The sequence below is a fragment of the Anoxybacillus ayderensis genome (assembly GCF_000833605.1).
GTDB lineage: Bacteria > Bacillota > Bacilli > Bacillales > Anoxybacillaceae > Anoxybacillus > Anoxybacillus ayderensis.
On sequence record NZ_JXTG01000002.1, the window covers coordinates 271,112 to 285,014 of the forward strand.

The 13,903-nt window shown below is 39.4% G+C and carries 18 protein-coding genes and 1 pseudogene; 14 read left to right on the plus strand and 5 right to left on the minus strand.

All coding sequences use genetic code 11. From position 1 onward, the window contains the following. Positions 1-91: 91 nt before the first annotated feature. The gene (locus tag JV16_RS03660) at positions 92-1,954 is read left to right on the plus strand and encodes an LTA synthase family protein (protein ID WP_021095210.1); all 1,863 of its coding nucleotides are present in this window, start codon (positions 92-94) and stop codon (positions 1,952-1,954) included. Between the two features lie 73 nt (positions 1,955-2,027). Further along, positions 2,028-2,919, plus strand: a pseudogene (locus JV16_RS03665) (M14 family metallopeptidase). A 26-nt stretch (positions 2,920-2,945) separates the two neighbouring features. Here the strand turns inward: JV16_RS03665 and JV16_RS03670 are convergent. Next, positions 2,946-3,131 carry a DUF2759 domain-containing protein gene (locus tag JV16_RS03670; RefSeq protein WP_021095212.1) on the minus strand — a complete coding sequence of 62 codons (186 nt, stop codon included), beginning with the start codon at positions 3,129-3,131 and terminating at the stop codon, positions 2,946-2,948. 130 nt (positions 3,132-3,261) lie between these two features. Here JV16_RS03670 and JV16_RS03675 point away from each other — a divergent pair, with 130 nt between their 5' ends. Beyond that, entirely contained in the window at positions 3,262-3,894 is a 633-nt protein-coding gene (locus JV16_RS03675; RefSeq protein WP_042534298.1) for an MBL fold metallo-hydrolase, read from the plus strand. Between the two features lie 149 nt (positions 3,895-4,043). Further along, positions 4,044-5,114 carry a class I SAM-dependent methyltransferase gene (locus JV16_RS03680; RefSeq protein WP_042534300.1) on the plus strand — a complete coding sequence of 357 codons (1,071 nt, stop codon included), beginning with the start codon at positions 4,044-4,046 and terminating at the stop codon, positions 5,112-5,114. Positions 5,115-5,142: 28 nt separating this feature from the next. Here JV16_RS03680 and JV16_RS03685 read toward each other — a convergent pair whose 3' ends face one another. Both JV16_RS03685 and JV16_RS03690 read right to left on the minus strand, forming a co-directional pair. Next, on the minus strand, positions 5,143-5,385 hold the full coding sequence (locus tag JV16_RS03685; RefSeq protein ID WP_003394032.1) for a DUF2626 domain-containing protein: 243 nt from the start codon (positions 5,383-5,385) through the stop codon (positions 5,143-5,145). A 69-nt stretch (positions 5,386-5,454) separates the two neighbouring features. Beyond that, positions 5,455-6,153, minus strand: coding sequence for a helix-turn-helix transcriptional regulator (locus JV16_RS03690; RefSeq protein WP_021095215.1), 699 nt, complete (start codon positions 6,151-6,153; stop codon positions 5,455-5,457). A 189-nt stretch (positions 6,154-6,342) separates the two neighbouring features. On the opposite strand from JV16_RS03690, the gene JV16_RS03695 reads away from it, so the two are divergent. From JV16_RS03695 to JV16_RS03740, 10 genes are all read left to right on the plus strand, one after another. Then, positions 6,343-6,714, plus strand: coding sequence for a Spx/MgsR family RNA polymerase-binding regulatory protein (locus tag JV16_RS03695; protein WP_021095216.1), 372 nt, complete (start codon positions 6,343-6,345; stop codon positions 6,712-6,714). A gap of 113 nt (positions 6,715-6,827) precedes the next feature. Next, positions 6,828-7,898 (plus strand): competence type IV pilus ATPase ComGA, encoded by a 1,071-nt coding sequence (gene comGA / locus JV16_RS03700; protein WP_084220260.1) that lies wholly within the window; start codon positions 6,828-6,830, stop codon positions 7,896-7,898. Then, positions 7,882-8,913: a competence type IV pilus assembly protein ComGB gene (comGB, locus tag JV16_RS03705; protein WP_035063299.1), complete on the plus strand. Its 1,032-nt coding sequence runs from the start codon at positions 7,882-7,884 to the stop codon at positions 8,911-8,913. The genes comGA and comGB overlap by 17 nt, the downstream gene beginning before the upstream one ends. A gap of 6 nt (positions 8,914-8,919) precedes the next feature. Then, positions 8,920-9,222, plus strand: a complete 303-nt coding sequence (gene comGC / locus JV16_RS03710; protein WP_042893999.1) for a competence type IV pilus major pilin ComGC — start codon at positions 8,920-8,922, stop codon at positions 9,220-9,222. Next, on the plus strand, positions 9,215-9,652 hold the full coding sequence (gene comGD, locus JV16_RS03715; RefSeq protein WP_042534305.1) for a competence type IV pilus minor pilin ComGD: 438 nt from the start codon (positions 9,215-9,217) through the stop codon (positions 9,650-9,652). The genes comGC and comGD overlap by 8 nt, the downstream gene beginning before the upstream one ends. Then, on the plus strand, positions 9,636-9,944 hold the full coding sequence (locus tag JV16_RS03720; RefSeq protein ID WP_042534307.1) for a type II secretion system protein: 309 nt from the start codon (positions 9,636-9,638) through the stop codon (positions 9,942-9,944). Before comGD ends, JV16_RS03720 begins: the two co-directional genes overlap by 17 nt. Further along, positions 9,941-10,375 carry a competence type IV pilus minor pilin ComGF gene (comGF, locus tag JV16_RS03725; protein WP_042534309.1) on the plus strand — a complete coding sequence of 145 codons (435 nt, stop codon included), beginning with the start codon at positions 9,941-9,943 and terminating at the stop codon, positions 10,373-10,375. The genes JV16_RS03720 and comGF overlap by 4 nt, the downstream gene beginning before the upstream one ends. Then, positions 10,335-10,751 carry a competence type IV pilus minor pilin ComGG gene (gene comGG, locus JV16_RS03730; protein ID WP_021095223.1) on the plus strand — a complete coding sequence of 139 codons (417 nt, stop codon included), beginning with the start codon at positions 10,335-10,337 and terminating at the stop codon, positions 10,749-10,751. Before comGF ends, comGG begins: the two co-directional genes overlap by 41 nt. A 13-nt stretch (positions 10,752-10,764) precedes the next feature. Continuing rightward, the gene (locus JV16_RS03735) at positions 10,765-11,271 is read left to right on the plus strand and encodes a shikimate kinase (RefSeq protein WP_021095224.1); all 507 of its coding nucleotides are present in this window, start codon (positions 10,765-10,767) and stop codon (positions 11,269-11,271) included. 26 nt (positions 11,272-11,297) lie between these two features. After that, a complete protein-coding gene (locus JV16_RS03740) occupies positions 11,298-11,486 on the plus strand; it encodes a YqzE family protein (RefSeq protein WP_019416934.1) in 189 nt (62 codons plus the stop codon). A gap of 14 nt (positions 11,487-11,500) precedes the next feature. On the opposite strand, the gene JV16_RS03745 is transcribed toward JV16_RS03740, so the two are convergent. After that, complete coding sequence (locus JV16_RS03745) at positions 11,501-12,271, minus strand: YqhG family protein (RefSeq protein WP_021095225.1); 771 nt, start codon at positions 12,269-12,271, stop codon at positions 11,501-11,503. After that, positions 12,258-13,901: a DEAD/DEAH box helicase gene (locus tag JV16_RS03750; protein WP_021095226.1), complete on the minus strand. Its 1,644-nt coding sequence runs from the start codon at positions 13,899-13,901 to the stop codon at positions 12,258-12,260. The genes JV16_RS03745 and JV16_RS03750 overlap by 14 nt, the downstream gene beginning before the upstream one ends. Positions 13,902-13,903 lie beyond the last annotated feature (2 nt).

Genomic DNA, 13,903 nt, shown 5'->3' on the forward strand with positions numbered 1-13,903 from the left:
TGGTTAAGATAAAAAAATGTAAAAAAACGGATGTTCCTCATACAGCATAGAATAAGCATCGGATGTGAGTGGATTAAAGGAGGGAGAGCATATGAAAAATTACCGTTTCGTTCTTTTAACGGTATTGCTTTTATGGTTAAAGACGTATTTAGTTTATAAAAATAGTTTTGATATAAAAATTGAGTCATGGAAGCAGGAGTTCATTTTATTTATTAGTCCATTAAGCTTCCTGTTATTTATTTTTGGGCTTGCTTTATTTATGAGCGAAAAACGACGGAATCGCTATATTGTAATTACAAGTTTCATTGTTTCATTCGTTTTGTATGCGAACGTCATGTTTTACCGCTTCTTTAGCGACTTTATTACCATTCCTGTGCTGTTCCAAACGAACAACATGGGCGACTTAGGAAATAGTGTATTTGAATTAATGAACGTTTCTGACATGTTCTTTTTCCTCGACGTTGTGTTGCTTGCTTGGATGGCGTATAAAAAAGTATCGATTGCACAGTATGTGCCTGCGACAAAACGATTCCGTCGCACATATTTTATTGCGACCGTGGCACTTGCGTTGTTTAACCTAGGATTAGCGGAAACGGAGCGCCCAGAATTATTAACGCGTACGTTTGACCGCGAAATGTTAATTAAAAACTTAGGTATATACAACTACCATGTGTATGATATTATTTTGCAGTCGCGTTCAAAAGCGCAGCGTGCATTAGCGGATAGTAGCGAATTAGCAGATATTCAAAACTACATTAATGCGAACGAAAAAGCACCGAACAAACAATTGTTCGGTATTGCAAAAGGTCGCAACGTCATCATCGTTTCGATGGAGTCGTTACAAAGTTTTGTCATTAACAACACTGTAAATGGACAAGAAATTACGCCGTTTTTAAATGACTTTATTAAACAAAGTTATTACTTTGATAATTTCTATCATCAAACAGGACAAGGAAAAACATCTGATGCGGAGTTTCTCATTGAAAACTCGTTATACCCACTTGGTCGTGGTGCTGTCTTTTTCACACATGCGACAAATGAGTATAACGCGACGCCAGAAATATTGAAAAACTACGGTTACTATTCAGCCGTATTTCATGCGAATAATAAAAGTTTCTGGAATCGTGATGTGATGTATCAATCAATGAAGTATGATCGTTTCTTCTCGATGACGGACTATCACATTACGGAAGAAAATTCAGTTGGTTGGGGTTTGAAAGATATTCCGTTTTTTGAACAATCTGTCGAGCATTTAAAAACGTTGCCACAACCATTTTATACAAAGTTTATTACATTAACGAACCACTTCCCATTTGAATTAGGGGAAGAAGATAAAATGGTTCCGGAGTACACATCAAATAGCCGAACGTTAAACCGTTATTTCCCAACGGTTCGGTATATGGATGAGGCGTTAAAAGTATTTATTGAGCAGTTGAAAAAAGAAGGATTGTATGAAAATTCTATCATCATCCTTTACGGCGACCACTACGGCATTTCGGAAAACCATAATAAAGCGATGGCTCAATATTTAGGCAAGGATGAGATTACGCCATTTGATCACGTTCAATTACAACGTGTTCCGTTGATCATCCATATTCCAGGTGTGACAGATAAAAAGCCGAAAGTGATTTCAAAAGTGTCTGGACAAATTGATGTGAAGCCGACATTGCTTCATTTGCTAGGCATTGATACACGCAATCAAATTCATTTTGGCGAAGACTTATTCTCAAAAGATAAACTTGATTTCGTCGTTCTTCGTGACGGTAGTTTTGTGACAAAAGATTATGTATATACGAAAAACGCATGTTACGATAAAAAAACAGGAACAGAAGTCGATGTATCTTATTGCGAGCCGTATATGGAGAAGGCGCGACAAGAGCTCGATTACTCTGACAAAATTGTATATGGTGACTTGTTGCGCTTCTACAATAAACAACAAGAAAATAAACAATAAGCTAGCTCTTAAGACAGGGCTAGCTTTTTTCTTTTAGCTAGCTATACATACGGACAAAAGTACCGTTCATACAATGTAACAAGGGGGAGAGAGCGATGTACGACTTTTCGACATTGATGTGTGATATCGAACAACTGCAACATCATTCGATTGTTCGTATACATGAAATTGGACGAAGTGTGCTAAATAAACCGATCATTGAATTGCAAATTGGCGAAGGAGAAACATATGTGCACATGAACGCGTCGTTTCATGCGAATGAATGGATTACATCAGCAGTTGTGATGGCGTTTGTGCGCGACTATGTGCAAGCATTGAAGGATAAGCAACATCTGTTTGGATACGATGTACAACCATTGTATAAAAAAACGACGTTATCAGTTGTGCCGATGGTCAATCCAGATGGAGTCGATCTTGTGTTACATGGAAGGAAAGCGGCTCAACATTATGAAGAGGAGGTATTAAGCATAAACGAAGGAAGCGAAGATTTTTCACAATGGAAAGCAAACATTCGGGGGATAGATTTAAACAATCAATTTCCTGCGAAATGGGAAGTAGAGAAAGAAAGAAAAGTTCCAAAAGCCCCTGCTCCCCGCGATTTTCCTGGTTTTTCTCCATTAACAGAACCGGAAGTGCAAGCGATGGCAACGTTGACAATGGAGCGTGATTTTTTAAAAGTATTGGCTTTTCATACGCAAGGAAAAGAAATTTATTGGGGATATGAACAATGCGAGCCACCCGAAGCGGAAGAAGAAGTGAATGAATTTGCGAAGTGGAGTGGGTATGTACCTGTTCGTTACATTGACAGCCATGCAGGATATCGCGATTGGTTTATTTTCAATTGGAAGCGATGTGGGTATACAATTGAGCTTGGCGAAGGGGTGAATCCGCTTCCGTTTTCTCAGTTTCATTCTATTTACAATGAAAGCATCGGTATTTTTATGACCGCCCTTGCTCGTACGTAAAAAGACGCCGATACGTTGGCGTCTTTTTAATGGGCAACTGGATATCCGTGATAAATAACAGTCATAATTGTAAACCAACCGAATACGGCAACTGTTCCGATCCCGAGCAATACGCCGAGGAAATTTTTCTCGCGCAACGAACGGATCACACCGTAAGCAGCGAGCAATGTGACTAACGTAAAAATCACGACTAAAATAATTCCTGTTGGCATAACTTCCCCTCCTTATGTATACCGATTATTCCTTTTTCATTGTAAACGTTTTTGTTACGTTTGTCGAGGTGCAAAACGTATGTTGTTCGTGTACAATGAGGATAGAATATACAGAAAGCGGGGAAATGAGATGAAGTGGGAGCGAATTCCTTTAGGTCCATTGCAAACAAATGCGTATGTGCTCGTTCATGAAAATGGGACGTGTTTAATTTTTGATCCAGGTAGCGAAGGAGAAAAATTAATTAAACATATTTTGGAAAAACATTGGACACCGTTAGCTGTGTTGCTTACACATGCTCATTTTGATCATATTGGAGCTGTGGACGATGTAAGAAACCAATGGTCGATTCCTGTATATGTACATAAAAAAGAACAACATTGGCTCACAGATCCAATGAAAAATGGCTCTTTATTATTTATGGGAGAAACGATCATTGTAAACGAAGCTGACGTGTTGCTTGAAGAAGAGAAAACGTTGACGATTGGTGATTTCTCGCTTCAAGTGCTTGAAACACCGGGACATTCACCAGGTAGTGTATCGTACTACGTAGAAGATGCTCAAGCGATCGTGTCAGGAGACGTATTATTTGCAGGAAGCATCGGTCGCACCGATTTACCAGGAGGAAATTACGAACAGCTGTTGCAAAGCATACATCGTCAGCTCCTTGTTCTTCCTGAAGAAACGGTTGTGTTATGCGGTCATGGTCCAGAAACAACGATCGGAGCAGAGATGGATACGAATCCGTTTTTAAACGGTTTTTAGGCAAAAAAAATTCCCTTCTCCATACAGAGAAGGGGGTTTGGGGGATGTTTTTATTCCTATAATGGGAGGGGATATAGTTAAGCTACTAACTTAACAATATAACAAATTAAACACTATGTCAATAGTGAAAAAAGGGTGCAGATAAAAAAATGTTAGAAAAAATGAGAAATCAACGTTTGTCATACGCAGATTACATGAAGTTAGCGTTGTATGATGAACAATACGGATATTATATGCAACGAAAAGAAAAAATCGGACGTGCAGGAGATTTTATTACAACGAGCAACGTCGGACATATTATTGGGCATGTATTCGCGAGCGTATTTATTCGTTTAATAGAAACATATGATGTTCCGCCATTTATATGCGAAATCGGTGGAGGAACAGGTCGATTTGCTTATGCCGTTTTAGAACAGTGGAAGCGCCAATCGCCAAACACGTTTGAAAAAGGCAAATATACGATCGTTGAAACAAGTCCGTATCATCGAGAAAAACAAGCGGAAACACTCGCTTCATTGATCGATCACGTACATATTGTTTCGAGTTTTGCTGAGCTTTCTTCCGCTTTTTCCGGCATCGTATTTAGCAATGAATTATTTGATGCTTTTCCTGTTCATGTCATTGAAAAACGGAACGGTCAAATATATGAATGTTTTGTTGCAGTAGAAGGCGATCAGCTTGTTGAACAGTGCGCTCCGCTTGAAAACGAAGAAATTGTTGAATATATCGTAGAGCGGAACATTCAGCTCGTTGACGGGCAACGATTTGAAATCCCGTTAGCGATGAAAAAGTTTATTTTTCAGCTTAATCAAGCGATTGATGAGGCGATCATTTTTACAGTTGATTATGGGTACACTGATGAAGAGTGGAAACATCCAGCACGAAAACAGGGCAGTTTACGTGGTTATTATCGCCATCAGCTTATTGATGATCCGCTTCGTTATCCGGGAGAAATGGATCTCACGACGCATATTCAGTGGGATGCGTTACGTTTTTATGGGGAACAAGCGGGCTGGTCATTTACTCATTTATGGCGTCAAGATGAGTTTTTATTGCAGGCAGGTATTTTGAATGAACTCATTGAACATCATGATCCGAATCCGTTTTCTGAGCAAAGTCGACACAACCGCGCCATTCGCTCACTCGTTATGGGCGATATTGGAAGAGCATTTCAAGTGATGGTTCAACAAAAGAAGATGAATGTTCCAATTTTTACATAAAAAAGCGATGAGGTGCACTCATCGCTTTTTATTCGCCCACGCCAGGGACCATCATAAACGTTGTCCAGTACGTAAATCCGGCAAAAAAGACCGTTAAATACGCACCGAAAATGTAAATGTACATTCTTTCTGTTAATTTTAAGTAGCTTAACAAAAGAAAGAATCCTGTTTGGCCGAGGAACAATAATGACGTTGTATGCATATGGCCAAGATAAAACATGACAGCAAAAATTCCTGTCCAAAATGACAAGACGCGGAACATACGATCCATATGTATCCCTCCTTTTCTGACCGTTTCCCTTACTTATTATAATGTACTTGAAATGGTTGTGTAAACGTTCTATTTTTTTAGGATGGCTTGATACGTACATGAATTACAGCCTGATGGCATAATTTCTTCTGTGACTAGTTCAGCGTTTGTAAACAATACTTCTAACATCCCTTTTAAAAAGGCATTATGCATATAACAGACGGAATCTGGATGTGCAAATGCAAGTTCTTTAAACGGACAGTTGAAAATTTCAAAATAAATTTTCCCTTGATTTTCGCTATAATGGAACGTCGGATAAAATCCTGCTGCTTCGGCCGCTTTTTGTAAAATGTTCATTTTTTCTTCCACACTTAACTGGTCAAGCGCTTGCATCGATTGAACGTGTTGTTGTACAAGTTCTTGACCAAATAACTTTCCTGTTTCATACAACGCTTGTTTCCCTGCTTCTCCGAGTTTCATCATCGCATGGATCGCAATTTTTGATAACAGCTGGTAGTCGCGAAACGGAAAATGAAGCTGAATGACATCATCAGATAGGCGGTATAGTCTGCTCGGTCTGCCGCCTTTTCCTGTTTTTTTCGTTTCGGATACAAGCATATTGACATCTTCAAGTTTTGTTAAATGAAGACGAGCGACGTTCGGATGAATATGAAAAGCATCAGCAATTTCTTGAACGGTTACTTCTTGATGTTTTCTAGCAATATACTGATAAATTTCGTAACGAGTCGGATCGGCAAGGACGCTTGTGATTTTTAATACTTGGTCCATTATGTCTCACTCCTATATGTTCATTCATTTACATTATAATACATGTATTTCCACAATGGAAATGCATATATAGGCCTTTTTCCCTATCTTTTTGTAACGTTCACAAAGTTTTAAAACAAATTACTGTACAAATATTAAACAAAAATTATACAATATGTATAACATGAGTGGAGAGAGGAGTGTGTTGTCATGCTGACTGTATATATGCACCCGAGTTGTACATCGTGTCGAAAGACAAAAAAGTGGTTATGCGCCAACAATATTGAATTTCGTGAGCGTCATTTGTTTCGTGAAACACCGACCTATGAAGAATTGTTGCACTTATTGTCATTAACGACGGAAGGAATCGATGAAATTTTAGCAACGCGTAGCCAATCATTTAAGCAACTTGTTGAAAATGTTGAAGAGTGGCCGTTATCGAAAGTCGTTGAGCTACTTGTGAAAGAACCTCGTCTCCTTCGCCGTCCAATCATCACAGATGGCAAACGGCTTGTTGTTGGCTATAACCCTTCAGCGTTAAAAAACATCGCAAAAAAATATCGTCGCGTATGTGTTTCATGACGTTCACCCGCACATGGGTGAATATTTTTTTTGAATTTTTTACGAATGAAGAAGGAATTTGACGAAACATGTTGAATAATGAAGGCGAAAAAAATAGGGAAAGGGGGATGACGTTGCAGGCAATTGAACAGTTAGCTGATCGCCTGATTGAAGAAGCTTATATTCTTCAAGCTTCCGACATTCATATCGTTCCGCGTAAACAAGATGCGCTCGTGCAATTTCGCTTAGGGGGGATGCTCGTTACGAAAAATGTGTTATCGAAACAGACGTGTGAACGTTTGCTTGCACACTTTAAATTTCTCGCTGATATGGATATTGGAGAACGTCGTCGTCCGCAAAGCGGAGCGATGGAAATGAACCTTGCCCACACGACTGTACATCTTCGGTTATCAACGTTGCCTACCATCTATGACGAAAGCCTAGTTATCCGCTTGCTTCCGTTACATTCATTTCTTCCGCTGAAACAACTCGCGCTCTTCCCTTCAATGGCAAAAAAGTTGCTCGCCTTATTAAACTATTCTCATGGGCTTATTATTTTTACAGGACCGACTGGATCCGGAAAAACGACAACGCTATACAGTTTGTTAAACGTATGTCGTCACCATTTTCAACGAAATGTTATCACGCTAGAAGATCCGGTTGAAAAGCGGGCGGAAGATGTATTGCAAGTGCAAGTAAACGAAAAAGCTGGTATTACGTATGCAGCAGGGTTGAAAGCGATTCTCCGCCATGACCCAGATGTCATTATGGTTGGGGAAATTCGTGATGCGGAGACTGCGCGAATTGCCGTTCGCGCCTCGTTAACAGGACATCTCGTGCTAACGACTATGCATACGAAAGATGCCGTTGGAGCGATTTATCGTCTTCTTGAGTTTGGTGTGCCATTTCAAGAAATGGCACAAACATTAGTCGCTGTAACAGCGCAACGTCTCGTACAATTGAAATGTCCGTTTTGTGAAGGAGAATGCTCACCTTTTTGTCGACAGTATCGACCTGTTCGACGAGCAGCTGTTTATGAACTGCTATATGGAAATGAACTGGCACAAGCGATGCGAGCAGTGAAAGGAGAGCAAGCGACATATATGTACACTCGGTTAAAAGATGTCATTAAAAAAGGAATTGCGTTCGGTTTTTTACATGAAAGCGTCATTGAAAGTTGGTTGTTAGATGAAGCGACGTTGTAATTGGTCGTTACAGGAGCAAAGTATGTTTTTCCTTCAACTCGGTAAATTGCTTAGTAAAGGGTATTCGCTTGCTCAAGCGATTGAGTTTTTGCAAATTCAACAACCTCCTGCAAAGCAACGCGATCTGGACGACTGTGTACACGCATTGCGATCAGGTGTGCCGATTCATGAAGTTTTTTCTCGCATCCAATTTCATTCTCATCTTTTAGCATATGTCTTTTTTGCCGAGCAACATGGACAACTTGCTCACGGATTGATAGAAGCAGGGGAAATCGGACAAATGAGGGCACGTTACGTTGAGCAAGTGAAACGTATGTTGCGTTATCCGTTATTTCTTTTTAGTTTTTGTATCATGATGTTTTTCATGTTTCAGCAAGTATTGGCTCCCCAGTTTTCTCATCTTCTTTCTTCGTTTCATGCTCGTTCATCTTTTTCTACTTTCATGTTTACTGCTACAGTATGGTTTCCGCGTATACTTTCTGCTGTGCTCATGATGTTCGTTTTCTTAGGCTTGTTTTATTTGTTTTTCATTCGCTCATGGCCCATTCATAAGCAAGTAGATTTGTTTATGAAGCTCCCGCTTGTCCGTTCATGGATTGTGTCATTTCATACGCAAGTATTTTCTTTACAATTAAGTCACTTGTTAAAAGGAGGGCTGTCTATTTATGAGGCGCTACAAATTTTTGAGCATCAATCCCACCTCCCATTACTGAAGGAAGAAGCGAAAATCATGAAACAGCAACTATGCGCAGGTGAAAAGCTAGATGAAATGATTCAGCAGCGGAAGTATTACGAAAAGGAACTGTCATTTGTCATTCGTCACGGGCAGTCGAACGGAGAATTAGTGCAAGAATTATTTCATTATAGCCAGTTTTCGTTGCAAAAATTAGAAAATCGTCTAAAAAAAATTGTATATATTACGCAACCACTTTTGCTTAGTTGTATTGGCGTTTTTGTTGTTTTGATGTATGTTGCTATGCTATGGCCTATTTTCCAACTGTTAAATCATATATAGAGGGGGATGTATATGAGAAATGAAAAAGGATTCACATTAATTGAAATGTTAATTGTATTAATGGTCATTACCATTTTAATTTTAATTACGATCCCAAATGTGACAAAACATAACAGTATGATTAATAACAAAGGATGTTCAGCGTTTTTAAAGATGGTTCAATCCCAAGTGAAAGCATATGAAATGGAGCATGGAACGATCCCGACGGTGCAACAGTTAGTAGATGGAAAATATATTGAAAGTAACCGCTGTCCAAATGGAAAAGCGATTGTCATCACGAGTAGAGGAGACGTTTTAGAAAGTGAATGAACGAGGGTTTACGTTGATCGAAATGTTAATCGTTCTTTTTGTTGTAACGAGCATCATGTCGTTTACCGTTCCACCGTTTCAGCACGTGTTAGCTGAGCGGCAGTTGCAATATTTTTTAGAACAGTTTAGGAATGATATGTTATATGCACAACAATATGCAATGAGTCGGAAAAAGACGGTAGCGATTATATTTTATTTCGACACATGTCGTTATCAAGTGAAAGAAGGAGGGACGTTTGGGAGGGAGCTCCTCGCTCGTTCCTTCCCTTCCCCTTTTCAATTTCAAATGGCTACGTTATCTCCGCCACTTTATTATTATCCGAACGGCAATGTGAATAAAGCAGGGACGCTTCTCGTTGCATACGGACATAAAAAATATAAAATCGTTTTTCAATTAGGGAAAGGGAGAGTGTATGCACAAAAATTGTAACGGTTTCACGTTTGTTGAACTGCTCGTTTCGCTTAGTTTATGGAGCGGTTTAATCGCTATGTTATTCGCTCATTGGACAATTGTTGTTATAGAACGGGAAAACAAAAAAATAGAGACGATTGCGAATGAAATTTTATATGAGGCAATGATGAATGAACCTCGTGTAAACGAAACGGTCGTTGTTCGGGGAAAACGTACATTTTTATTATTTTTGCGATCGAATGAGCGATGCGTTCGTTGGGAAGATTGGCTAAAAAGAACAAAGGAAAGATGTGAGCCATTGTTGCAATGATTCGAACAGAAAGAGGCTTTACGTTAATTGAAGTATTGATGTCGCTTACCGCCTTTTTAATCATTTTATCTTTATTGGCAACGGCATTTCATTTATCGTTAAACTATACAGCAAAACGCGGGAACTTTCACTATTTTGAATGGCTTGTTTTTATTCAACAAGCAAAAATGGAACTAAGGGAATCAAAAGACGTTCGGATATACGGGACAACGATTCAATTCGATAAATGGACGGGTGAGCGCGTGACGTACGAAAAGTATGGAACGATCATTCGTCGGCGTGTAAATGCTACCGGTCATGAAATTATGCTTCAATCTATTCAACATATATCGTATGAAAAAGAACAAACGGGCATTCGCATGCGAGTATTCACAGATAAGGGGGATGTATATGAAGCGTTTATCCCGTCTTTTCGATCATATGAAAAATGAACAAGGTGTTATTTTGCCGTTTACGGTCATGTGTGCGTTGTTTATAAGCGCTCTTTTTCTCCACGCTGTGGCATTGTATCATACAGACATACAGTTTTTTGAAGAAGAGAAAAAGTGGTATGAAGCAGATTATTTAATGAAACAAACGCTCATTCATGTGAAACAAACGCTTGCCAATGCACCGGAAAACGTGCCATCATTAAGCCAAACGATTTCATTTCCTCGCGGTCGGGCAACGTATCATGCAACGAAAAACGGAGCGGATGTTTGGTTTGTCAATGTATCATGTATAACGAATGCTCAATTTCGCTATGACGTTCAGTTTCAATTTCATGTATTAACAAACGACATTTCGGGGTGGAAAGAACTATACTAGAAAGGGAGAGAATATGAGGGCGATTTACTTAACAGGGTTTATGGGGGCGGGCAAGACGACGATTGGCCAACGATTAGGAGAAGTATTACAGCTACCTGTGATCGACACGGATGCATATATTGAGCAACAAGTTGGAAAAACGATTACGGAAATTTTTGAGGAAGAGGGGGAGGAGGCATTTCGAACGTACGAGCGTGAAACATTAAAAAAGCTTCCAACAGAACATGTCATTATTACAACAGGTGGCGGGATTGTCATTCAAGAAGAAAATCGTCAATTTATGCGCGAGCATGGAATCGTCATTTATTTACATTGTGAGTTACATGAATTGTTTCGTCGTTTAGCTGATGATACGACCCGACCGCTACTGATGGAAAATAAACAAAAACAAATAAAACAGCTATTTGAACAAAGACTTCCGTGGTATCGTGAAGCTCATATGACGATCGATACAACAAATCGTACGATTGATGACATCGTAGAAAACATCGTATCTTTGCTTAAATCACCTCGTTTTTGACGATACTAGCATCGAGGTGATGAACGATGGCAGGAAACGACTATGTTAAATTTATGACCGAACAAGTTGTGAAATATTTAGATCAACCAAAAGATGAACGGAAAAGACAAAGACAAGAGAAGAAACAGTTAAAAAAACAGCAAAAGCAGCCATTTTTATATCGTTGGTTCGGTGTCATTCCGTATGCCATTATGCTTTTATTTAAGCGAAAATAAGGCTAATACTAGCCTTATTTCGCTTGCAAATAAAATAACCCACCGTTAATAACTGAAATGTGAATTCTCGGTTCATATCTTTGTCGCAACGCTTCCTTTTCATTTTCATATTCTTCTTGTTTCTCCTCGACACCTTCATAAAAATGTTGCAGTAACGCTAAGTCTTCTTCCCAACGGGCGCGCGCTCCATCTGCCCACTCATGCGTTTCGGAGGCGATGAGACGTTCAACAAACGCTTCAAGACGTGCAAGTCCACTCATTGGCTTAATCAGTGGAGAAATCGTAAAACAATAATCTGGCACAGTGACGCCCCATTGTTTTTCTTTTAATACGTCGTAAAATGACTCGACGATTGTTCCGCTAATGAGATGAATACCTAATGATAATAAACGATCTTGTTTCCGATCGCATTCATATGAAAGCAATATGTTTGTATGAAGCCACGGATGAAGAGCGACAGATCGTTCGAATACTTGTTCATAGAGCCGAACGAACCGCCCGTTCATTTTAGCAATCGAAAAAATTTGATGAAGGCGTGGAGAACCAAAATGAATATACTCTCCTTGTTCGTGAATGGATCGTTTCGTGATGAGCGATAGTTGCAATGGTTCACCTACAGCACCGATGCGCTCAACATAATGCCAATAAAACGGGCGATTCATTAATTGTTTATCCATTTCGGTCGTGAGCTGAACACGTATATGTCCATCGCTACGTTCGAGAATTGGGCAATGGGTAGCGATAAAAAAACGTTCAAGAAAAGATTGGATGTCATCTTGCTGCATGTGTCCGTTCCTCCGTATTTGCTAAAATTTCTACAAAATTTTGCATTTTAATTTTCAGTTCTCCTTCGCTTTTTGATTGAGCAATCATGCGCTCCAAATGGTTCGAAAACGTTGGGGATTGTAGCTTCATTAAAATGTCATCTAATTCACCGACGACCCGTTCAAATAAACGAATTTTTTCGTACAGTAATGCAAATACATGTTCTTCGACCGTGTTGCGCACAACAAAATTATAAATGTGCACATCTTTTGTTTGTCCGAGACGATGAACACGCCCGATTCGTTGTTCTAGACGCATCGGATTCCAAGGCAAATCGTAGTTAATCACATGGTTGCAAAATTGTAAGTTAATCCCTTCTCCTCCTGCCTCTGTCGCGATAAGCACTTGAGCGCGATGTTGAAACAGCTCTTTCATCCAATCTTTTTTACTTCGTTTAAATCCGCCACGAAACGGTACAGAAGAAATACCGTGTTGTTTAAAAAACCATTGCAAATACAATTGGGTCGCTCGGTATTCTGTAAATACAATCACTTTATCGTTTATTGTTTGAATAAGTTCCAGCGCTTTTTTTGCTTTTGTATGTTCGGTGATTTCATTCATTTTTTGTAACAATGCACCAATGGTCGTTTCGATGTCCGGATGTCGCTCCATCATGCTTTTTAACGTGCAAAAAAGCGCTTCTTTACTACTACATATTTCACGCAATAACGTAATGTGTGACAACGATGTATCGGAAAAATGGGGCTTTGATTGTCGAATCGTCTCATATACGTTTCGTTCTGCTTCCGAAAAATCAATAAACATCGTTTCGACGTGCCGCTTCGTCCATTCAATTCCTGTATCGTGGCGACGATGTCGAATCATTACTTTTCGAATAAGTTCTTTTAAATGGGCATCATCATGTAATGTGCGTAGCTTTCCGTACCTTTTTTGAAATTGTTCGGCATTCCCTAAATGCCCAGGTTTCAGTAGAGAAACGAGATGAAAAATTTCTTCCACGCGGTTTTGAATCGGTGTCGCCGTCAACAGTAAGCAAAACTTCTTTTTTAATCCTTGGACAAATTCATAGTTTTTTGTTTTATTGTTTTTCAATTTATGTGCTTCGTCAATAATGACAATATCGTATGTTTGTTCATAAATGATATCCCGATGCGGTTGTTTTTTCGCTGTATCGATTGATGAAACGACAACGTCACATTGTTCCCATACGTAGCTTTTCCTTTGAGCAACGGCAGGAATAAAAAATTTTTCATTTAATTCTTGCACCCATTGCGAGACGAGAGAAGCGGGAACGAGAATAAGCGCCTTTTTCACAAGTCCACGAATCATATATTCTTTTAAAATTAATCCTGCTTCAATCGTTTTTCCCAGCCCGACTTCGTCCGCTAAAATGGCTTTTCCGTTCATTTGCTCGACAACTTGACGTGCAACATCGTATTGATGAGGTAAAATCGTTATATGTGGCAAATGTTTTGGCGCTTGTAGTCCATCAAACTGAGGAATAGTTAACGCTTTGGCTGATTCAAGCGCCAACTCGTACAATTCCCAGTTTGACCACGGACCGTCACGTTCGATGCGCGTCATAAATTCTTCCTTCCAACTTTTCTCCCAATGTACTGTGACGTTCATAA